This window comes from Candidatus Skiveiella danica, from assembly GCF_022705245.1.
GTDB lineage: Bacteria > Pseudomonadota > Gammaproteobacteria > Burkholderiales > Burkholderiaceae_C > Skiveiella > Skiveiella danica.
Genome location: NZ_JAKJEW010000026.1, coordinates 1 through 21,468, shown reverse-complemented (window position 1 = coordinate 21,468; position 21,468 = coordinate 1). Strand labels below are relative to the sequence as shown.

The 21,468-nt window shown below is 65.0% G+C and carries 17 protein-coding genes; 8 read left to right on the top strand and 9 right to left on the bottom strand.

The window, feature by feature from the left end:
- Nucleotides 1–5: 5 nt before the first annotated feature.
- Nucleotides 6–1,214 (bottom strand): SUMF1/EgtB/PvdO family nonheme iron enzyme, encoded by a 1,209-nt coding sequence (locus tag ACMUOY_RS14725; protein ID WP_413893527.1) that lies wholly within the window; start codon nt 1,212–1,214, stop codon nt 6–8.
- A gap of 265 nt (nt 1,215–1,479) precedes the next feature.
- Between ACMUOY_RS14725 and ACMUOY_RS14720 the strand changes: the two genes are divergently transcribed.
- Both ACMUOY_RS14720 and ACMUOY_RS14715 read left to right on the top strand, forming a co-directional pair.
- Nucleotides 1,480–2,097 (top strand): TRAP transporter small permease subunit, encoded by a 618-nt coding sequence (locus ACMUOY_RS14720; protein WP_413893487.1) that lies wholly within the window; start codon nt 1,480–1,482, stop codon nt 2,095–2,097.
- Complete coding sequence (locus tag ACMUOY_RS14715; RefSeq protein WP_413893486.1) at nt 2,094–3,830, top strand: TRAP transporter large permease; 1,737 nt, start codon at nt 2,094–2,096, stop codon at nt 3,828–3,830. The genes ACMUOY_RS14720 and ACMUOY_RS14715 overlap by 4 nt, the downstream gene beginning before the upstream one ends.
- Before the next feature lie 89 nt (nt 3,831–3,919).
- Here the strand turns inward: ACMUOY_RS14715 and ACMUOY_RS14710 are convergent, their stop codons facing one another.
- The 4 genes from ACMUOY_RS14710 to ACMUOY_RS14695 all read right to left on the bottom strand — a co-directional run bounded on the left by ACMUOY_RS14710 (nt 3,920) and on the right by ACMUOY_RS14695 (nt 8,350).
- Nucleotides 3,920–5,002 (bottom strand): TRAP transporter substrate-binding protein, encoded by a 1,083-nt coding sequence (locus ACMUOY_RS14710; RefSeq protein WP_413893485.1) that lies wholly within the window; start codon nt 5,000–5,002, stop codon nt 3,920–3,922.
- 241 nt (nt 5,003–5,243) lie between these two features.
- Nucleotides 5,244–7,154, bottom strand: a complete 1,911-nt coding sequence (gene dxs, locus ACMUOY_RS14705; RefSeq protein ID WP_413893484.1) for a 1-deoxy-D-xylulose-5-phosphate synthase — start codon at nt 7,152–7,154, stop codon at nt 5,244–5,246.
- Between the two features lie 18 nt (nt 7,155–7,172).
- On the bottom strand, nt 7,173–8,123 hold the full coding sequence (locus tag ACMUOY_RS14700) for a polyprenyl synthetase family protein (RefSeq protein ID WP_413893483.1): 951 nt from the start codon (nt 8,121–8,123) through the stop codon (nt 7,173–7,175).
- Nucleotides 8,108–8,350 carry an exodeoxyribonuclease VII small subunit gene (locus ACMUOY_RS14695; RefSeq protein ID WP_413893482.1) on the bottom strand — a complete coding sequence of 81 codons (243 nt, stop codon included), beginning with the start codon at nt 8,348–8,350 and terminating at the stop codon, nt 8,108–8,110. The genes ACMUOY_RS14700 and ACMUOY_RS14695 overlap by 16 nt, the downstream gene beginning before the upstream one ends.
- Before the next feature lie 229 nt (nt 8,351–8,579).
- Between ACMUOY_RS14695 and ACMUOY_RS14690 the strand changes: the two genes are divergently transcribed.
- The 5 genes from ACMUOY_RS14690 to ACMUOY_RS14670 all read left to right on the top strand — a co-directional run bounded on the left by ACMUOY_RS14690 (nt 8,580) and on the right by ACMUOY_RS14670 (nt 15,275).
- Nucleotides 8,580–9,716: an aromatic ring-hydroxylating oxygenase subunit alpha gene (locus ACMUOY_RS14690; RefSeq protein ID WP_413893481.1), complete on the top strand. Its 1,137-nt coding sequence runs from the start codon at nt 8,580–8,582 to the stop codon at nt 9,714–9,716.
- A gap of 59 nt (nt 9,717–9,775) precedes the next feature.
- A complete protein-coding gene (locus ACMUOY_RS14685; RefSeq protein ID WP_413893480.1) occupies nt 9,776–10,663 on the top strand; it encodes a DMT family transporter in 888 nt (295 codons plus the stop codon).
- Nucleotides 10,664–10,666: 3 nt separating this feature from the next.
- Complete coding sequence (locus ACMUOY_RS14680) at nt 10,667–11,542, top strand: sulfurtransferase (RefSeq protein ID WP_413893479.1); 876 nt, start codon at nt 10,667–10,669, stop codon at nt 11,540–11,542.
- A 16-nt stretch (nt 11,543–11,558) separates the two neighbouring features.
- Nucleotides 11,559–12,950, top strand: a complete 1,392-nt coding sequence (yegQ, locus tag ACMUOY_RS14675; RefSeq protein ID WP_413893478.1) for a peptidase U32 family protein — start codon at nt 11,559–11,561, stop codon at nt 12,948–12,950.
- 123 nt (nt 12,951–13,073) lie between these two features.
- Nucleotides 13,074–15,275 carry a molybdopterin-dependent oxidoreductase gene (locus tag ACMUOY_RS14670; RefSeq protein WP_413893477.1) on the top strand — a complete coding sequence of 734 codons (2,202 nt, stop codon included), beginning with the start codon at nt 13,074–13,076 and terminating at the stop codon, nt 15,273–15,275.
- 76 nt (nt 15,276–15,351) lie between these two features.
- Here the strand turns inward: ACMUOY_RS14670 and acnB are convergent, their stop codons facing one another.
- The 4 genes from acnB to ACMUOY_RS14650 form a co-directional block, all read right to left on the bottom strand.
- Entirely contained in the window at nt 15,352–17,943 is a 2,592-nt protein-coding gene (gene acnB, locus ACMUOY_RS14665; protein WP_413893476.1) for a bifunctional aconitate hydratase 2/2-methylisocitrate dehydratase, read from the bottom strand.
- A gap of 88 nt (nt 17,944–18,031) precedes the next feature.
- Nucleotides 18,032–18,613 carry a hypothetical protein gene (locus ACMUOY_RS14660; protein WP_413893475.1) on the bottom strand — a complete coding sequence of 194 codons (582 nt, stop codon included), beginning with the start codon at nt 18,611–18,613 and terminating at the stop codon, nt 18,032–18,034.
- Between the two features lie 26 nt (nt 18,614–18,639).
- Entirely contained in the window at nt 18,640–19,620 is a 981-nt protein-coding gene (locus ACMUOY_RS14655; protein ID WP_413893474.1) for an HpcH/HpaI aldolase/citrate lyase family protein, read from the bottom strand.
- An 18-nt stretch (nt 19,621–19,638) separates the two neighbouring features.
- Nucleotides 19,639–20,625 (bottom strand): malate dehydrogenase, encoded by a 987-nt coding sequence (locus tag ACMUOY_RS14650; protein ID WP_413893473.1) that lies wholly within the window; start codon nt 20,623–20,625, stop codon nt 19,639–19,641.
- 176 nt (nt 20,626–20,801) lie between these two features.
- Here ACMUOY_RS14650 and ACMUOY_RS14645 point away from each other — a divergent pair.
- Nucleotides 20,802–21,468, top strand: a 667-nt coding sequence (locus ACMUOY_RS14645; RefSeq protein WP_413893472.1) for a GntR family transcriptional regulator, incomplete at its 3' end; no start/stop codon positions are given.

Here is a 21,468-nt window from a genome sequence, read left to right as displayed (position 1 = left end):
TGGGGTCAGATTGCGCAGGACCGGAATCCGTAGAAGCCTTCATCGTCCCCGGCCAGGCTGAACCCCCGGAATTTCGGGTGCTTCATGCGTGAGCGCGTCGCCCACGAAGCGCCGCGTTGCACCCGCGCGCGCCCGAAGTGCGGCATCGAATAGTCCGCCCACGGATTGGGCGAAAAGCCCGGATAGGGCTGGAGGCGGCTGGCGGTCCATTCGTGCACCTCGCCCCAGCGAAACCCGCGGCGCACCGCGACATGCGCGGCCAGCTCCCACTCGGCCTCGTCGGGCAGGCGCCGGCCCGCCCAGCGGCACCAGGCATCCGCCTCCCACCAGCTGCAATGGGTCACCAGGTGATGCCCCGCCACGCGGACCGGCTGCCCGAAGCGCATCTGCAGAACGGCGCCGGCCCCGCCGAACCGCGCCACGCCGATCTGATCCACATGGCGCGGCCCGCGCCGCCCCCCGGTCGCGTCCTGCGCCTGCAGCCAGGCCCAGCCGTCCGCATGCCATAGTTCGGGCCGGTCGTAGCCGCCATCGTCGACGAACTCGATGTACTGCGACCAGCTCACCGGTTGCGCGTCGATCTCGAATTCGGGCACGGCCACGGCATGGGCCCATTTCTCGTTGTCAAACACAAACCCGCCTGGCGCAGAGCCGAGCGACCAGCGCGCGGCCGGCACGACCAGCGGATCGCGCGCCGCGGCTGTCTGCGTCTCGGGCAAGCCCAGCGGCACGCCGAGCGTCTGGGCCAGCGTCACCAGCCGCTCACCCAGTTGGTCTTCATGAAACAGCGCCAGACGGTAGAAATAGAGGGCGTCGTCGTTGTCCGGCGTCTTTTCCAGCAACTCCAGCGTGGTCTCCAGGGTTTCCAGAAGCCAGGCGCGGGTGGCCGCGAATCCCGGCAAGCCCACCGGGCCCGGCACCTGGGAGGGCTCATGCTGCGCCCACCAGATGTCGGCGTGGGGCTCGATGGACGCCAGGCGCGGCGGCTGATGCGGGCAGGCGCTGCCCTGGGCGCGCAGCGTGTTGCGGGCGATCCAGTACTCGGCAAACCAGCCGGCGTGCCCGGCCAGCCACACCGCTGGTGCGTGCCCGGTTGCGGCTGGCGCCGGTGGCGCCTGCGTGACCGTGGCTTCATGGGCCGCCAGCAGGCGCAGTGTGTGGTTGCGCGCGTCGATGAGCGCGAGCGACAGCCCGTCGCGCCCTGCCTGGCGCATGGCGGGCGAATCGATATCGTGAGCGGTGGATTCCTGCACGCGGCGTCCTGTGTTCAAAATCCGATTATTGGCGGCGCTGCACGGCGTTCGGACGAAAAGCTGCGCGCCTAGCGTTTACCCTGATTCAGACAATTTTCAGCGGGTCGCAAAGTTTTTTCATGCCGCAGGTCGAGGGTATCGACCATAGAATCGCCCATCCTGCGTCACACTCGCGCGGATTTTGACGGCTGCCTGCGGCCACCCTGCCAACATTGACGGAGACACCATGCCTTTCCTGTTATCCCTGTCCCGACGCATCGACGGCTTCACCGAGTTCATCGGTCGCTGGGTCGCCTGGCTCGTGCTGGCGGCCGTGCTGATCAGCGCCACGAACGCGGTGGTCCGCAAAGCCTTCAACATCGGCTCCAACGCGTTCCTGGAAATCCAGTGGTACCTGTTCGCCGCCGTCTTCCTGCTGGCCGCCGGCTACACCATGATGCGCCAGGAGCACGTGCGCATCGACGTGATCTCGGGCCGTTTTTCCAAGCGCACGCAGATCTGGATCGACGTCATCGGAATCTGCCTGTTCCTGTTCCCTTTCATCTTCATGATCATCAAGCTGGCCATGCCACTGGTGATCAACGCCTATGTCACCAAGGAGGTGTCTTCCAACGCGGGCGGCCTGATCCGCTGGCCGGTGTTTGCGCTGCTACCGCTGGGCTTGTTGCTGCTGGGCATCCAGGGGGTGTCGGAACTGATCAAGCGCATCGCCTTTCTCAAGGGGCTGATCCCCGATCCGACGAAGAAACAAGGGGTCAAGACACCCGAAGAGGAACTCGCCGAGTTCCTGCTGCAGAAAGAAGTCGCGGCGCGTGAAGCGGCGCAGGCAGGAGCCCTGAAATGACCGCCTTCCTTGTTGCCAACCTGGCGCCGATCATGTTCGGCTCCCTGATCGTCTTCCTGCTGTTCGGCTACCCGGTGGCGTTTTCGCTGGCGGCTTGCGGCCTGTTCTTCGGTTTCGTCGGCATCGAGCTGGGCACCATCAATCCCGCGTTCCTGCAAAGCCTGCCGCTGCGCATGTTCGGCATCATGCAGAACGACACCTTGCTGGCCATTCCCTTCTTCACGTTCATGGGGCTGATCCTGGAGCGATCCGGCATGGCCGAGGACTTGCTGGACACCATCGGCCAGCTGTTCGGCCCGATCCGCGGCGGCCTGGCCTATGCGGTGATTCTGGTGGGCGCCATGCTGGCCGCCACCACGGGTGTCGTGGCCGCATCGGTGATCTCGATGGGCCTGATCTCGCTGCCCATCATGCTGCGCTACGGCTATGACCGTCGGGTGGCCAGCGGCGTGATTGCTGCCTCGGGCACGCTGGCGCAGATCATCCCGCCCTCGCTGGTGCTGATCATCCTGGCCGACCAGCTGGGCAAGAGCGTGGGCGACCTGTACGCCGGCGCCTTTGTCCCCGGCTTCGTGCTGACCGGCCTGTACGTCGGCTACATCCTGCTGGTCAGCCTGATCAAGCCAACTTTCGTCCCGGCGCTGCCGGCCGAGGCCCGCACCATCCGCGAGGACGACGGCACCTCCGGCCTGCGGTCGCTGGGCATCTTGACGGTGCTGTCGGTCATCGCCGCGGTCGCCTTTGCCAAGACGCGCCCTGAAGGGACCCCGCTGGACGAAAAGATCGTCGTGTCGATGTGCGTCGGCGTCGGTGTGGCCTTCTTTGCCGCCGTCCTGAACAAAGCGACGAAGCTCGGCCTGCTCTCCCGCATGGCCGAACGGGTGACGTTTGTGCTGATCCCGCCGCTGGGGCTGATCTTCCTGGTGCTGGGCACGATCTTCCTGGGCATTGCCACGCCGACCGAAGGCGGCGCCATGGGCGCCATGGGCGCCCTGGTGATGGCGATTGCCCGTCGGCGCATCGACTTCAAGTTGCTTCGCCAGGCCATGGACTCCACCATGAAGCTGTCGTGCTTCGTGCTGTTCATCCTGGTGGGCGCCACGGTGTTCAGCCTGGCGTTCCAGGGCGCGGACGGCCCGGTCTGGGTGGAGCATCTGCTAACCGGCCTGCCAGGCGGACAGCTGGGTTTCCTGATCGTCGTGAACATTCTGGTGTTCCTGCTGGCCTTTTTCCTGGACTTCTTCGAGCTGGCCTTCATCATTGTCCCGCTGGTCGGCCCCGTGGCCGAGAAGATGGGCATCGACCTGGTGTGGTTCGGCGTGCTGCTGGCGGTGAACATGCAGACGTCGTTCATGCACCCGCCGTTCGGCTTCGCCCTGTTCTACCTGCGCAGCGTGGCGCCGGTGGACGACTACACCGACAAGGTCACCAAGAAACCCATCAAGAAGGTCACAATCGAGCAGATCTACTGGGGCTCGGTGCCCTTCGTGCTGATCCAGATCATCATGGTTGGCCTGATCATCGCTTTCCCGGGCATCGTCTCCACAAACACCACCAAGGGCCCGACCATCGATGCGGACAAGGTTCTGATGCAGATGGAGAAAGCACCCAAGGCGGACCCTGCGCCGGCAGGAGCGGACGGTAGCGCGCCGGCAACGACCGACAGCGACAAGGAAGACCCGATGAAGGGCCTGCTGGAGTCCATCAAGTCAGATCAGGGCAAGAAGCCCTGACCCACCCGAACCCGGCGCCAGGTGCCGGGCCAAAAAAAACCCCGCCTTGGCGGGGTTTTTTCTTGCCCGATCGCCGGGTCAGCGCCTCATCACAGCTTCTGGGCCTGCATGAAGTCGTCGAACGACGCTTCGGGGAAACGGAACCAGAGGTTCGCGTCGCGACGGTAGACGGACCAGTCGTCGTAGATCTTCTTCCAGGCCGGGTTGGACGCGTTGAGTTCCGCGTACACCTCCTGGGCGGACTTGAAGGCCGCGGCCATCACGTCCTTCGGGAACGGCAGGACCTTGACGCCCTGTCCCACCAATTGCTTGAGCGCGATGGGGTTCTTGACGTCGTACTTGGCCTGCATGTCGGTATGCGCATAAGCCGCCGCGCACTCGATGATCGCCTTGTACTCGCTCGACAGGCCCTCATAGGACTTCTGGTTGACGTACAGCGTCAATTGCGGGCCGCCTTCCCACCAGCCGGGGTAGTAGTAGAACGGCGCCACCTTGTTGAAGCCCAGTTTCTGGTCATCGTAGGGGCCGATCCACTCGGCGGCGTCGATCGTGCCTTTCTCCAGCGCCTGGTAGATTTCGCCGCCGGGAATGTTCTGCGGCACCGTGCCCAGGCGCTCCAGCACCTTGCCACCGAAGCCGCCGACGCGGAACTTCAGACCCTTGAGGTCGGCCACCGACTTGATTTCCTTGCGGTACCAGCCGCCCATCTGCGCGCCGGTGTTGCCCATCGGGAAGTTCACGATGCCCACCTTGGCATAGAACTCACGCATGAGCTTGAGGCCATTGCCTTCGTACATCCAGGCCGTCATCTGGCGGCTGTTCAGGCCAAAAGGAACGGCGCAGTCCAGCGCATAGGTGGGATCCTTGCCAAAAAAGTAGTACGGCGCGGTGTGGGCCATTTCCACGGTGCCATTGGACACGCCGTCCAGCACGCCGAACGGAGGCATCAGTTCGCCGCCCGCATGGGTCGTGATGACGAACTTGCCGCCCGTCATCTCGCTGACTTTCTTGGCGAAGACTTCTTCGGCACCATAGATGGTGTCCAGCGACTTCGGGAAGCTGGACGCGAGGCGCCAGCGCAGCGTGGCGCCCTGTGCATGCACGGCAGGTGCGGCACCTGCGGCCAGAACACCGGCAATGCCGGCGTGTTTGATAACGGAACGACGATCCATGGGCTAACTCCTACGTTTTGTTGAATAACCCGGACACGCCAAGCAGCCCGGGGACTCGGGAAGTCAACCGGCATTGTAGGAAGTTGCCATGCGCCGCCGGGGCGGGTTTTCCCTCGCGACCGACGCTACGAACACGGGTCTTGATCTGGCGCAGAGAGGTCGTGCCTGGGGCGCAGCCCTTTTCACGCCATCCGTGAAAACGATTCAGCTCCGACGACAAGCGGTTGCCGCGTGCCGGAATTCAGGCAACGGCCTTCAGCGCCGGACGCCCAGCTTCGATGATCCCCGCAAAACGCCGAACGATGGACGCCTCGATGCCGGCCGCGTCCAGCCCCTGCATCGCCAGCAAGCGGGCCGGATCGCCGTGCTCGATGAACACATCCGGCAGCCCCAGTTGCAGCAGGGGCATGACGATCCCGGCCGCCTGCAGCGCCTCACCGACGGCACTGCCGGCACCGCCCATGACGGCACCCTCTTCCACCGTCACCAGGGCTTCATGTTCAGCGGCCACCTTCAGCAGCAACTCGACATCCAGCGGCTTGACCCAGCGCATGTTGACCACCGTCGCGCCCAGCTTCTCAGCCGCCTGCAGCGCCGGGTACAGCAGCGTGCCGAATGCCAGGATGGCAATGCCCTTGCGGGACCCGTCCGGTCCACCCGCGCGGGCTCTGCGGATTTCTCCCTTGCCAAACGGCAGGGCCGCCAGGCCCGGCTCGGTGGCCACCCCGGCGCCGGCCCCGCGCGGATAGCGCACGGCCACAGGACCGTCCTGCTCGAACGCGCTGGACAGCAACTGGCGGCATTCGCGCTCATCGGCCGGGCAGGCCAGCGCCATGTTCGGAATACAGCGCAGGAAGGCAATGTCGTAGGCCCCGGCGTGGGTCGCGCCGTCGGCACCGACGAGGCCGGAACGATCCAGCGCAAACACGACAGGCAGGTTCTGGATCGCCACATCGTGGATCAGCTGGTCGTAGGCGCGCTGCAGGAAGGTGGAATAGATCGCCACCACCGGCTTCAGTCCCTCGCAAGCAAGACCCGCCGCAAAAGTGACCGCATGCTGCTCGGCGATGCCTACGTCGTAATAGCGTGCGGGGAAGCGCTTCTCGAACTCCACCATGCCGGAGCCTTCACGCATCGCCGGCGTGATGCCGACGAGCCGCGTGTCCTGCTCCGCCATGTCGCACAACCACTCACCGAAGACCTGGGTGAACGTGGTTTTGGGGGTGGCCGCCGGCGGCACCAGGCCGATCGCGGGGTCGAACTTGCCGGGTCCATGATAGGCGACGGGATCCGCCTCGGCCCGCTTGTACCCCTGCCCCTTTTTCGTGACCACGTGCAGGAACTGCGGCCCGTCGAGGTGACGGATGTTCTCCAGCGTCGGGATCAGCGACTCCAGGTCATGGCCGTCGATCGGGCCCACGTAGTTGAAGCCGAACTTCTCGAACAGCGTCGCGGGCAAGACCATGCCCTTGGCGTGCTCTTCCAGCCGCTTGGCCAGCTCGAACAGGGGCGGCGCCACGCGCAGCACGTTCTTGCCGACGTTCTTTGCCGCCGAATAGAACTGGCCGCTCATGAGCTGGGCCAGATAGCGATTCAGCGCACCCACCGGCGGACTGATCGACATGTCGTTGTCGTTCAGGATCACCAGCAGCTTGCAATCCTCCACGCCGGCATTGTTGAGGGCCTCAAAAGCCATGCCGGCGGTCATCGCGCCATCGCCGATGATGGCCACGCAATGGCGTTGCTCCCCCTTCTGGCGCGACGCCAGGGCCATGCCCAGCGCAGCCGAGATGCTGGTGGACGAGTGCGCCGTGCCAAACGTGTCGTATTCGCTCTCGGCGCGCTGCGGGAAACCGCTGAGTCCACCGAGCTGGCGCAGCGTGGGCATGCGGTCGCGGCGCCCGGTCAGAATCTTGTGCGGATAGGTCTGGTGGCCCACGTCCCAGACCAGACGGTCATCCGGGGTATTGAAAACGTAGTGCAGCGCCACGGTGAGCTCGACGGTGCCGAGGTTGGAGCTCAGATGGCCGCCGGTGCGGGCCACGTTGTCGAGCACGCACGCCCGCAGCTCGTCGGCAACCGCCTTCAACTGGGCGCGCGGCAACTGGCGCAGGTCGGCCGGATCGTTGATGGTTTCAAGCAGCTTGGTCATGTTCTTGTGCCTCTTCCCTTACTTGTCCCGGTGCACCACCACGCCTGCGAGCGCGCGCAGCGCCCGCGTCGATGGAGCGGCAAGGCCGCTGGCGTCCAGTGCCGCCATCGCCTGGGCGTACAGCTCCTGGACATAGTCCCGGGAACGCTCCAGGCCCAGCACGGACACATAGGTCGGTTTGTCGGCGGCTGCGTCCTTGCCGGCGGTCTTGCCGAGGATCGCCGTGTCGGTCGTGACATCCAGGATGTCGTCGACCACCTGAAACGCCAGCCCGATGGCGTCACCGAAGCGTGACAGCGCCTGTCCGGTTGCCGCATGGATCGTACCGTCCGGTTCGCGGCAGGCCGCGCCCATCATCACGCTGCCGCGCAGCAGCGCTCCGGTCTTGAGCCGGTGCATCTGGCGCAACTGGTTTTCCGTGAGCGCCTGTCCCACACTGGCCAGGTCGATGGCCTGCCCCCCCGCCATGCCTTCGTGTCCGGCCGCACGCGCCAGTAGCCGGCACAGCCGCGCCTGAACGGCGGCACTGAACAGGGCTTCGTCCGGTGTCAACAGCTCGAACGCCAGCGCCTGCAGGGCATCTCCGGCCAGCAACGCCAGCGCCTCGCCATATTGAACATGCACCGTGGGCTTGCCACGGCGCAGGACGTCGTTGTCCATGCAGGGCATGTCGTCATGCACCAGCGAATAGGCGTGAATCAACTCGACGGCACACGCGGTACGCAGGGCGGCCTGGTCGATCGCAGTACGCCCGGCCTGCGCCACGCCCTCGCTGACCGATTCAGAGGCCGCCAGAACCAGCAAGGGCCGCAGGCGTTTGCCGCCATCGAGAACCGCATAGCGCATGGCCTCGCCCAGGCCCGCAGGGGCGTCCTCGGCGACCCAGGCGGCCAGCGCACGCTCAACCCGTGCGCCCTGTTCCGCTGCCCAGGACTGGAAATCAAATCCGGCGCTCACGCCTGCGTCCATGGCTTGATGACCCCGTCGTCCAGCACCCGGATCTGGTTTTCGACCTTTTCCAGCCGGTCGCGGCAGAACTTCAGCAGCTCAGCGCCCCGCTGGTAGCCGGTCAGCAGTTCTTCAAGCGGCAATTGTCCGGACTCAAGGCGGGCAACCAGTTGCTCAAGCTCTTCCAGCGCTGCCTCGTAGCTGACAGGCTGTTCGGGCGCGGCTTTTGTTGCGGGGGCCTTGGGCATGGGATCGTTGCAGAGTAAACCTGTGATTTTAGGCGGTTGCCCGCGAAGGGGCGGACCTGGCACGGGACCGATTAGGGCGAGTGCCCCATTTGCGCACGGAAATGCCCCCGAAGGGTACAATCAGCGCTCTTTCAGTCGGCGCAGCCGGCTTTCCTCAGCGCCTGCTCCAGGGGGTCAGGCGCCTACCATCCTGCCCCTTCATAGGGGGAGTCTCTAGGTCAGGTCACCCATGTCTGATTTAAGTCTTCAACTGCAGCAGGCCGCAAGCCAACTACCAGTTTCAAGCTACTTTGACGAAGCCTTGCACCAGCTTGAGCTGCGCAACATCTTCCAGCGAGGTCCGCGCTATGTCGGGCACCAGCTCGCCGTGCCCGCCGAGGGTGACTACTACGCACTGCCGCAGGAAGGCGAAGGTCGGGCCCTGGTGCGTACCGCCTCGGGCGTGGAGCTGATTTCCAACGTCTGCCGCCATCGCCAGGCGGTCATGCTCAAGGGTCGGGGTTCTCTGCACCAAAGCGCCAAGGGCAGCGCAGGGGGCAACATCGTCTGCCCGCTGCACCGCTGGACCTATGCGCCTGGCGGCCAGTTGCTGGGGGCACCCCACTTCGCGCACGATCCCTGTCTGGACCTGAACAATTACAAGCTGCGCGAGTGGAACGGCCTGCTGTTCGAAGACAACGGCCGCGACATCGCCGCCGACCTGGCGGGCATGGGTCCGCGCGCCGATCTCGATTTCACCGGCTACGCGCTCGACCGCGTGGAACTGCACGAGTGCAACTACAACTGGAAGACCTTCATCGAGGTCTATCTGGAGGACTACCACGTCGGCCCCTTCCACCCTGGGCTGGGCAGCGTGGTCACCTGTGACGACCTGCGCTGGGAGTTCAAGCCCGAGTATTCGGTGCAGACCGTTGGTGTGACCAACTGGCAGGGCAAGGCGGGCAGCCCGGTCTACGAGCGCTGGCACCGGCAACTGATGCAGTACCGCCAGGGCGCGGCGCCCAAGTTCGGAGCGATCTGGCTCACCTACTACCCGCACATCATGGTGGAGTGGTATCCGCATGTGCTGACCGTTTCAACGCTTCACCCGATCGGGCCGCAGAAGACGCTGAACATGGTGGAGTTCTACTACCCCGAGGAAATCGTTGCCTTCGAGCGAGAATTCGTCGAAGCCCAGCAGGCCGCCTACATGGAGACCTGCATCGAGGACGACGAGATCGGCGAGCGCATGGATGCGGGCCGGCGCGCCCTGATGCAGCGCGGGGACAACGAGGTTGGCCCCTACCAGAGCCCGATGGAAGACGGCATGCAGCATTTCCACGAGTGGTACCGCGGCGTCATGGGCCTTGAGAAGACGCAAGTTTGATAGCGACTATCGACCATTTGGCGCCGGGAATGCGCCTATTTGATACATAAGGACCGGTTTTGCAGGCCTTGTGGATGGTGCTGGCGTCGCTTTTCTTCGCGACGATGAGCGTGTGCATCAAGTACGCCTCGGCGCACTTCAACCTGGTGGAGTTGGTGTGCTACCGCGGCGCCATCGGCATCGTCTTCATGGCCACCTGGTGCCATGTCCGGGGCGTGTCGCTCAAAACCCCCGTGCCAATGATGCACGTGTGGCGCAGCATCGTCGGTGTGGCCTCCCTGACGGCCTGGTTCTACGCCATTGCCAAGTTGCCGCTGGCCACGGCCATGACGCTGAACTACATGAGCGGCATCTGGGTGGCGGCTTTTCTGGTCGGCGGCACGATGATCATGGGCCGCATCCAGGACGTCGGACGCCAGGGCCCCATCGTACTGACCGTGATGGCCGGCTTCACCGGCGTGATCATGACGCTGCGACCCACCCTCGAGCAAAACCAGCTGTTCGCCGGCCTGATCGGCCTGCTTTCGGGCCTGGGCGCCGCATTTGCGTACCTGCAGGTCGCCGCGCTCGGCCGCGTGGGTGAGCCCGAGGCCCGCACCGTGCTGTATTTCTCCGTGGGCGCCACGGTGGCGGGCGCGATCGGCATGCTGTTCACCGGCACCAGCGCCTGGGTCTGGCCGCAGGCCTTGTGGTTGCTGCCGATCGGCGTCCTGGCCGCCCTGGGGCAACTCTGCATGACCCGCGCCTACAGCCAGGGCGCCACGCTGGTGGTGGCCAACCTGCAATACTCTGGGATCGTGTTCGCCGCGCTGTTTGGCATGGTGCTGTTCGGCGACCAGATCCCGGCGATCGGCTGGGCCGGCATGGCGCTGATCATCGCCAGCGGCATCGCTGCCACCTTCCTGCGTTCGCGCGCCCTGCCCAACCCGCCCGCCGAGGAGCACTGACCCATGCCCACCCCATCGACCCCGTTCACCACCCTGATTTCCGTTGAACAGCTGCAGGCCCTGCGGGCCAGCGGCGCGCCGCTGAAGGTGTTTGACTGCACTTCTGAGCTGATGAATCCCGAGGCGGCCGACCGCCTTTACGCGCAGGTTCACATCGCCGGTGCCATGCAGGCGCACCTGGACCGCAACCTCAGCGCGCCAAGTGCCGCTGACGCCGTCAACGGCGGGCGGCACCCCCTGCCGCGGCGCGAGCTGTTTGCCGAGTGGCTGCGCGACACCGGCTTTGACAACACGATGCAGGCCGTGGTCTATGACCGCAATGGCGCCAGTTACTGCGGGCGCCTGTGGTGGATGCTGAAATGGGCCGGCCACGAGGCCGTAGCCGTGCTCGACGGTGGCCTGCAGGCCTGGGAAGCCGCCGGTGGCGCGGTGGAGAGTGGCGCGCCGGCCAAGCCTGAAGTCGGTCACTTCACGCTTTCGGCTGAAAAGACTACGCTCGCCACCACGCCAACCGTGGCCGCCAACCTGGGCCGCCCCGCCCAGACGATCGTCGATGCACGAGCCACCCCCCGCTTCCGCGGCGAAATGGAGCCGCTGGACCCGGTGGCCGGCCACATTCCCGGTGCCTTGAACCGGCCGTTCGGGCTGAACCTCGGGCCCGACGGCCGGTTCAAGGCGCCAGCCGAGCTGAAAGCCGAATTCGAGGCGCTGCTGGCTGGCCGCGACCCGGCAACCGTCGTCCACCACTGCGGCAGCGGCGTCACCGCCGTGCCCAACCTGCTGGCCATGGAAATCGCCGGGCTGGGCCGCGCGGCCCTGTACGCGGGCAGCTGGAGCGAGTGGTGCAACACGCCCGGCCTGCCGTGCGCGCAAGGTTGATTCCACCGTGACCCCCATGAAAACCCCTGAACTGCTCCTGCCCGCCGGCTCGCTGGCCAAGATGCGCGCCGCCTACGACTTTGGCGCGGACGCCGTGTACGCCGGCCAGCCGCGCTATTCCCTGCGCGCGCGCAACAACGAGTTCAGGCTGGAGCAGATCGGCCAGGGCATCGCGGAGGCCCACGCACGGGGCAAGAAGTTCTTCCTGACCAGCAACCTGTTGCCGCACAACGACAAGGTGCGCACCTACATGCGCGACATCGAGCCGGTGATCGCGATGGGCCCCGACGCGCTGATCATGGCCGACCCGGGCCTGATCATGATGGTGCGCGAGAAGTGGCCCGAGGTGGCGATCCACCTCTCGGTACAGGCCAACACGGTGAACTACATGGCGGTGAAGTTCTGGCAGCGTTTGGGCGTGGCGCGCATCATTTTGTCGCGCGAACTGAGCCTGGAGGAGATCGAGAAGATCCGCCAGGAATGCCCGGACATTGAGCTGGAAGTCTTCGTGCACGGCGCGCTGTGCATCGCCTACTCGGGGCGCTGCCTGCTCTCGGGCTATTTCAACCGGCGGGACCCGAACCAGGGCACCTGCACCAACGCCTGCCGATGGAACTACACCCCGCAGGCCGGTAGCGACGACAACGATGCGGGCGAAGTGCAGCCTGTGAAGCTGGAGGGCGATTTCAACTTTGCCGAGGCACAGCTTGAAGCGGAGCAGTCGTTTTCCGCCTGTGGCGGCGGCACGCGGCATCCGCTGGCCGACCGCGTCTACCTGCTCGAAGAGAAAGAGCGCCCCGGCCAGCTCATGCCGATCATGGAAGACGAGCACGGCACCTACATCATGAACAGCAAAGATTTGCGGGCTGTGGAACATGTCGAGCGGCTGGTGAAGATCGGCGTCGATTCCCTCAAGATCGAGGGCCGCACCAAGAGCCAGTACTACGTCACTCGCACGGCGCAGACCTACCGCCGCGCCATCGACGATGCCGTGGCCGGTCGGCCGTTCAACCCGAATCTGATCACGGAACTTGAAGGCCTGGCCAACAGGGGCTACACCGCGGGTTTCCTGGAGCGGCGGCCGGCGCAGGACTACCAGAACTACGAGACCGGAAGCTCCGAGGCGCACCACAGCCAGTTCGTCGGCGAGGTGCTGTCGACCAAAGACGGCTGGGCCGAGGTCGAAACCAAGAACCGCTTCGCGGTGGGCGATACGCTGGAGATCATCCACCCGGCCGGCAACCGCATCTCGGTGCTGGAACAGATGAAGAGCCTAGAAGGCGAATCCATCCAGGTGGCCTCGGGCAGTCCGATGCGGGTGTGGATTCCCGTGGCCGGCCCCGCGGAGGGCGCCCTGCTCGCCCGGGTTTTCGCACCTCAGGCCTCGCCTCCGCTGGCACGCGCCTGATCGCTGGCCAGTCTGCCCCGCTTGCGCGGCGCCCTGGCCTCGCCACCTGTCACCGCGGTGATCGTCACCCCACAGGGACTCGTGCACCATGCGGGCGACCCGTTACCCACCGCATGAGGCCCCATGAGCGAGACCAGCCTTCAGACCCACCACCGCATCTGCCCCCTCTGTGAGGCTTGTTGTGGACTTGAGGTGCAAACCCAGGGTGACCAGGTGATCCGCGTGCGCGGCCACGCGAGCGATATCTTCAGCCACGGCTACCTGTGTCCCAAGGGCGTGGCGCTGAAGGATCTGCACGAAGACCCGGACCGCCTGCGAGCCCCACTGATCAAGCGCAACGGCGTGTTCCATGAAGCGAGTTGGGACGAGGCCTTCGCCGAGATCGAGCGCCGCCTGCCCCCGCTGATAGCGCAGCATGGCCGCAACGCCGTCGGCGTGGTCGCCGGCAACCCCACCTCGCACAAGCTGGGACTGATGCTCTATTACCCACGCCTGCTGAAGGCGCTGGGCACCCGCAACATCTTCAGCGCTGCGACGCTGGACCAGATGCCACGCCACGTGGTCAGCGGCCTGCTCTACGGCCACTGGATGAGCGTGCCGGTGCCGGATATCGCGCGCACGGACTGGCTGCTGGTGCTGGGCGCCAACCCCGTGGCCAGCAACGGCAGCATGTGGACCGTGCCCGACTTCCGCGGCAAGGCCCGGGCGATGCAGGCCCGTGGCGGGCGCCTGATCGTGATCGACCCGCGCCGCAGCGAAACCGCAGCACTGGCCGACGAGCACCATTTCATCCGGCCCGGATCCGATGCGTTCCTGCTGGCAGGCATGCTGCACCACCTGTTTGCCGAGGGGCTGGTGAGCGGCGGGGCCGCCTCGGCACTGGTCGACGGGCTCGACCGGGTGCGCGAGGCCGTCGCCCCTTTCTCTCCGGCGCGCGTGTCCCCGCGCTGCGGGGTGCACGCTGAAACCATTCAGCGCCTCGCGACCGAACTGGCCAGCACGCCGCGCGCTGCGCTGTACGGCCGCATCGGCACCTGCACCCAGCGCTTCGGCACCCTCTCCACCTGGCTGATCGATGTGCTGAACATCCTGACCGGCCACCTGGACCAACCCGGCGGAACGATGTTTCCGAAGGCGGCCGCGTTTGCCGCCAACACCCAGGGCAAGCCCGGCAGCGGCCGCGGCGTGGTGACCGGACGTTTTGCGACGCGCGTCAGCCAGGCGCCCGAGGTGATGGGCGAGGTTCCGATCACCTGCCTGGCTGAGGAGATCGAGACACCTGGCGAAGGCCAGGTCCGCGCGTTGATCACCCTGGCCACCAACCCGGTGCTGTCTTCGCCCAACGGCGCCCGGCTGGCGCGGGCCCTTGACGGCCTGGATTTCATGGTCAGCATGGACATCTACCTGAACGAGACCACGCGCCACGCGGATGTCATCCTGCCCGGTCCGTCTCCCCTGGAGGATCTTCACTACGACGTGCCCTACCCGCAGATGTCGTGGATGAACCATGCGCGGTTCAGTGCGCCCGTGTTCGCGCGTGCGTCCGGACAGCCCGCCGAGTGGGAAACCTTGTTGCGCCTGGCCGCCATCGCGCAAGGGCTGGCAGTGCCCCACGATGCCCGCGCCATCGACGAGCAACTGTTCGCCGAAGATGTACGGCGCCAGTTTGGAGACCAGGCGCCCGCCGTCCTGCGGGCCAGCGCAGGCCTGCATGGGCCGGAGCGACTGCTGGATCTGGCGCTGCGCCATGGGCCGTACCAGCTGGATCTGGCCCGAGTCAAGGCGGCCGAGGACGGCTTGGATCTCGGCTTCCTGATGCCCCGTCTGCACGAACTCCTGCGCACCCCCACCGGACGCATCGACCTGGCGCCTTCCGATTTGCTGGCCGAACTGGGGCACGCGAAACGTTCCATGCAGGAAGGCGCTCCATCCCTGGTGATCGTCGGGCGGCGCGATGCACGCTCCAACAACAGCTGGATGCACAACCTGCCCACCCTGGAAAAAGGTCCGATGCGCTGCACCCTGCTGGTCCACCCGAACGATGCCGCACGGCATTCCCTCGTCGCCGGCGCTCAGGCGCGGTTACGGCGTCCCGACGGGCAGGGTGAGTCGCTGACGGTTGAAGTCACCATCACCGACGAGGTCATGCCGGGCGTGGTGAGCCTGCCGCACGGCTGGGGTCACGATGCGCCGGGCATTCGGCTGACCCTCGCCGGGCGTCGCCCGGGGGTCAACCTCAATGCCTTGCTGGCCGACACCGAACGCGATCCCCTGTCAGGAAATGCCGTTCTGAGCGGGATCGAAGTCGAGCTCGAAGCCACCTGAACCGGGTTCGACAACACCCGTGAAAAAGCCCCGCAGGCCTCCATGCCTGCGGGGCTTTTTCTTTCAGCGCGCGGCTTCAGGCGGTCACGGCCTTGGCGTTCTCTAGGTATTCCTCGATCTGGTTGAAATTGAGGTACTTGTAGATCGCCGCGCCATCCTTGTTCACGATGCCCATGGCTTCGTGGTACTCGGCCACCGTCGGGATCTTGCCCAGCTTGGACGCAATGGCGGCCAACTCGGCCGAACCCAGGAACACGTTGGTGTTCTTGCCCAGGCGGTTGGGAAAGTTGCGGGTGGACGTGGAGATCACCGTGGCGCCTTCGCGAACCTGGGCCTGGTTGCCCATGCACAGCGAGCAGCCCGGCATTTCGGTGCGGGCGCCAGCGGCGCCAAAGCTGGCGTAGTGGCCTTCCTTGATCAATTCGCTCTCGTCCATCTTGGTCGGCGGCGCGACCCACAGCTTGACCGGAATGTCGCGGCTGCCACCCAGCAGCTTGGCCGCGGCCCGGAAGTGGCCGATGTTGGTCATGCACGAACCGATGAAGGCCTCATCGATCTTGGTGCCGGCGACTTCGGACAAGAACTTGGCGTCGTCGGGGTCGTTCGGACAACAGACGATCGGCTCCTTGATGTCGGCCAGATCGATCTCGATCACCGCGGCGTATTCGGCGTCCTTGTCGGCTTCGAGCAACTCGGGCTTGGCCAGCCAGGCTTCGACCTTTTCGATACGACGGGCCAGCGTCTTGGCGTCGGCATAACCGTCGGCGATCATGTTCTTCATCAGAACGACGTTCGACTTCAGGTACTCCTGCACCGGCTCCTTGTTGAGCTTGATGGTGCAGCCCGCAGCGGAACGCTCAGCCGATGCGTCGGACAGCTCGAACGCCTGCTCTACCTTCAGGTCCGGCAGACCTTCGATTTCCAGAATGCGGCCGGAGAACACGTTCTTCTTGCCGGCCTTGGCCACGGTCAGCAGACCGGCCTTGATGGCGTACAGCGGGATGGCGTGCACCAGGTCACGCAGCGTGACGCCGGGTTGCATCTGGCCCTTGAAACGCACCAGCACCGACTCGGGCATGTCCAGCGGCATGACACCCGTGGCGGCACCGAAGGCCACCAGGCCGGAGCCCGCAGGGAAGGAAATGCCGATCGGGAAGCGCGTGTGCGAATCGCCGCCCGTGCCCACGGTGTCGGGCAGCAACAGGCGGTTGAGCCAGCTGTGAATCACGCCGTCGCCCGGACGCAAGGCCACCCCACCACGGCTGGAGATGAACTTGGGCAGTTCGCGGTGGGTCTTGACGTCCACCGGTTTCGGATAGGCGGCGGTGTGGCAGAAGGACTGCATCACCAGATCGGCGGAGAAGCCCAGGCAGGCCAGATCCTTGAGCTCGTCACGGGTCATCGGGCCGGTGGTGTCCTGCGAGCCCACGGTGGTCATGCGCGGCTCACAATAGGTGCCGGGGCGCACGCCCTGGCCTTCAGGCAGCCCGACGGCACGGCCGACCATCTTCTGCGCCAGCGTGAAGCCTGCTTTGGTCGCAGCAGGCACGCTCGGCAGGCGGAACAGCGTGGAGGCGGGCAGGCCCAGGAATTCGCGCGCCTTTGCGGTCAGGGAGCGGCCGATGATCAGGTTGATGCGGCCGCCGGCGCGCACTTCGTCGAACAGGACGTCGCTCTTGAGCTTGAACTCGGCCACGGTCTCGCCGTTCTTGACCAGCTTGCCGTCGTAGGGCAGCACATCGATCACGTCGCCCATTTCCAGCTTGGATACATCCACCTCGATCGGCAGCGAACCAGAGTCTTCCTGCGTGTTGAAGAAGATGGGAGCGATCTTGCCGCCTAGCGTGACGCCGCCGAAGCGCTTGTTCGGCACGAACGGGATGTCCTGGCCGGTGGCCCAGATCACGCTGTTGGTGGCGGATTTTCGGCTGGAGCCCGTACCCACCACATCGCCCACGTAGGCAACCAGGTGCCCCTTCTTTTTCAGATCCTCGATGAACTGCATTGGGCCGCGCTTGCCGTCTTCCTCAGGCCTGAAAGCCGCGTCCGGACGCGTGTTCTTCAGCATGGCAAGGTAGTGCATCGGGATGTCAGGGCGCGTGGTGGCATCCGGGGCGGGCGAGAGGTCGTCGGTGTTGGTCTCGCCGGGCACCTTGAACACGGTGACGGTGATCTTTTTCGCGACTTCGGGGCGGCTGGTAAACCATTCGGCATCGGCCCAGCTTTGCATCACTTCCTTGGCCGTGACGTTGCCGGCCTTGGCCTTTTCCGCCACGTCGTTGAAGTAATCGAACATCAGCAAGGTCTTCTTCAGGGCCGCACCGGCCACGGCCGCCACTTCGGCGTCGTCCAGCAGTTCGATCAGAGGATGCACGTTGTAACCGCCCACCATGGTGCCGAGCAGCTCCGTGGCCTTGGCTTTGGAGATCAGGCCCACCGCAATGTCACCATGCGCCACGGCAGCGAGGAAGCTGGCCTTGACCTTGGCGGCATCGTCCACGCCGGGCGGTACGCGGTGCGTCAGCAGGTCCATCAGGAAGGCCTCTTCACCGGCCGGCGGGTTCTTGATCAGCTCGATGAGGTCGGCCACCTGCTTCGCATCGAGTGGAAGCGGCGGAATACCCAAGGCCGCACGCTCTGCGGCATGTTCACGATAAGCTTTCAACATGATTTCATTCTCCAAAGATCACAACAATTTTGTTCAAATGCCCAATTACCCTTGATCCAGCCTCAAAGGGTCTCTTTCTGCTATCGAATCAGCACTTTTCCTTACCGCAACCGGCCGGACTGGACATGTCAAGCAAGCTTGGTGCCGGATTCTTCTTGAGTGCCTCCGCCACCGCGATCTGAGCCGGGCTGACACATTCGTCGGCCAGCCGCTTGCCCGCCTTCTGGTCCATCAGCATCGACTTGTTCGACAGTTGCAGCCAGACTGCGCCACCATCATGATGGTCCTCCAGGCGTATCGCTCCGGTACTGGTGACTACCGGATGCATGCGATAGGCAAAACCCTTGCCCCGCACACTGAAGTAGCCCGGCGCCTTGGGATCGGCTTCCACTACGACGGAAGCGCCGAGCTCACAGGGCAGGTTGCCGGTTTGGACTCGGTCGGCGATGGCGAGCTCAGCCGGCGTCAGCGCCACATCGGCAGCACGGATGCCCGCAGCCGCCTGATTTGCCGCACTGTTGAGCTGGGTGCGGCTGCTGGTTTCCGTCTTTTTGGCGGGCGCTTTCGCTGCAGTCTTCGTGGTCGGCTTCTTGGCCGTTTCGCCCGCAGGCTGCGCCAGCACCACTGAGGGCGACAAGAGGATCAGAGACAAGGCAAGCAGACGCTTCATGGGAACTCCGTTCATGGATGGGTCAGTCAGTGTAGAAAATAGGACTGGATGGTATCGGGCAATGGCCGACCGGTCTGGTGGGCACGCTCGATCACCTGCCAGTAGTAGCGGTAACTGGCCCGGTCGTGCAGCTGATTGTCGTGTCGAATCGGCGCCCAATCAGCCAAGGCCGCCGCTTCAATGATGGCGCTGGCTCGCTCGATGTCGCGCTCCTGAGGTGCAAAGGCATCCAGAATGGGGCGGATCTGCCCCGGATGAATGCTCCACATGCGGGTGTAGCCCAGCTCCTGGGCGGCGCGGGTGGCGGCCGCCCGCAAGGCTTCGGAATCGGTCAACTCGGTCACCACGCAATGGGACGGGACCTTGCCGTGGGCGTGGCAGGCCGCGGCAATTTCCAGCTTGGCCCGCACCACGAGTGGGTGGGTGAACTGACCGCTTGACGACATGGCCTGTGCCGGGATCGCACCCCCGTGCGCGGAAACGAAATCCATCAGCCCGAAGCTCAGGCTTTGCACCCGGGGATGGGCTGCGATCTCGAAGGCACGATGCACCGCCGCTGGCGACTCGATCAAGACGTGAAGAGGCAGATGGTCCGCCGACGCCGCCACCAGCGCCGTTTCGGCTCGCCGGACATCGTCCAGCGACTCGACCTTCGGAACCATGACGTGGGTGAGACGATGGCCGGCCTGGCCTGCAATCACGGCCATGTCGGACTCAAAGGCGGGGTGGTCCACCGGATGCACCCGCACCGCCACGCGGGCGTCAACTCCAGCCTCCAGGGCGATCCGGGTGACAAGGGCGGCATGGTCCGCCTCGCCGCCCACGGGCGCGCCGTCCTCGCAATCCAAGGTGACATCGAACACGCAGGCGCCAAACTCTTCGGCCAGTTCGGACTGGAGTTGCAGGCTTTTGAGCATCCGCGCCTCCACGCCGCTGTAATGGTCACAGACCGGGAGTTGCCCCCCGGCAGCCTGTGCGCCCAGCAGGATCTCGCGCGGATGCTTCACGGACGCGGTGATGCCGAATTACAGCAGGTGCTTGACGCCGTCTTGCTCGCCCTGCAGTTCGGCCAGGGTCTTGTTGATGCATTCCTGCGAGAACGCGTCAATGGGCAGGCCTTCGACGATCTTGTACTCGCCGCCTTCGCAGGTGACGGGATAGCCGAACATCACTTCAGCCGGGATGCCGTAGTCCCCTTTGGACGGGATGCCCATGGTGACCCACTTGCCGTTGGTGCCCAGGGCCCAGTCGCGCATGTGATCGATGGCGGCGTTGGCTGCCGAAGCCGCCGACGACAGGCCACGGGCGGCGATGATGGCGGCGCCGCGCTTGCCGACGGTGGGCAGGAACACATTGGCGTTCCAGTCATGGTCGTTGATGGTGTCCTTGACCGATTTGCCATTCACAGTGGCAAAGCGATAGTCGGCGTACATGGTCGGAGAATGGTTGCCCCACACGGCCAGCTTTTCGATGTCGCCCACGGCGCAGCCGATCTTGGCGGCGATCTGCGAGGCCGCACGGTTGTGATCCAGGCGCAGCATGGCGGTGAAATTCTTGGCGGGCAGGCTGGGGGCCGACTTCATGGCGATGTAGGCGTTGGTGTTGGCGGGGTTGCCCACGACCAGGACCTTGACGTTGCGCGAAGCGACCTTGTCCAGAGCCTTGCCCTGGGCAGTGAAAATCTGGGCATTGGCTGCCAGCAAGTCGGCGCGCTCCATGCCAGGGCCGCGCGGGCGGGCGCCGACCAGCAGCGCGTAGTCGGTGTCCTTGAAGGCGGTCATCGGGTCGGAGTGGGCTTCGATGCCGGCCAGCAGTGGGAAAGCGCAATCTTCCAGCTCCATGATCACGCCTTTGAGGGCGTTCTGCGCTTTTTCGTCCGGAATTTCCAGCAGCTGCAGGATGACCGGCTGGTCCTTGCCGAGCATTTCGCCCGATGCAATGCGGAACAAGAGGGCGTAACCGATTTGACCAGCTGCGCCGGTGACGGCGACACGGACGGGTTTTTTGCTCATGACAGGAACTCCAGGACGTGGTTGTTGAAACAGGTGGACGGCATCCACACCCATGGCCTGGACACCGTTGAACAGCCTTAGAGTTTACCCTCGATTTCCGCTCGCGTCAATTTGTCTTATGTCTTATATAAGATATGATTTGCACCCGTGCCGGCGTATCCCTTACCCCTCTCTTGATGTCCCAGACCTCGCCCTCTTCCGCTGAAAGCGCCGACCCGGCAGGGGCGCCGGCGCCCTTGCCGGCAACCCCGGCATTCAGTCCGCTGTACCAGCAGATCAAGGGTCTGATCCTGCAGAGCCTGCAAACCGGCGAATGGAAGCCAGGCGAGGCCATTCCCAGCGAGATGGAGTTGTCCGCGCGATTTCGGGTCAGCCAGGGCACGGTACGCAAGGCGATCGATGAATTGGCAGCCGAAAACCTGGTGGTGCGCCGCCAGGGCAAGGGCACCTTTGTTGCCACGCATTCCGAGCAGCATGTCCAGTACCGCTTCTTGCGGCTGATGCCGGATTCAGGCGACCTTGACGACGAAGGCCCGGCCCAGCGCAGCATCCTCGACTGCCGCCGGGTCCGTGCCGCTGCAGATGTGGCCCGCGCTCTTGCCCTGCGTCCGGGCGACGCAGTGATGCAGATCCGAAGGGTTCTCTCGTTCAAGGGCGTCCCGGCCATCCTGGAGGACGTGTGGCTTCCTGGACAGGCCTTCAAGGGGCTGAGCGCCGAAAAAATCGCACAGTATCCTGGACCCACCTATGCCATGTACGAGGCCGATTTCGGTGTGCGCATGGTGCGCGCGGTCGAAAATATCCGAGCCGTCGGTGCCGAGGTCGCACAGGGCGAGCTGCTTC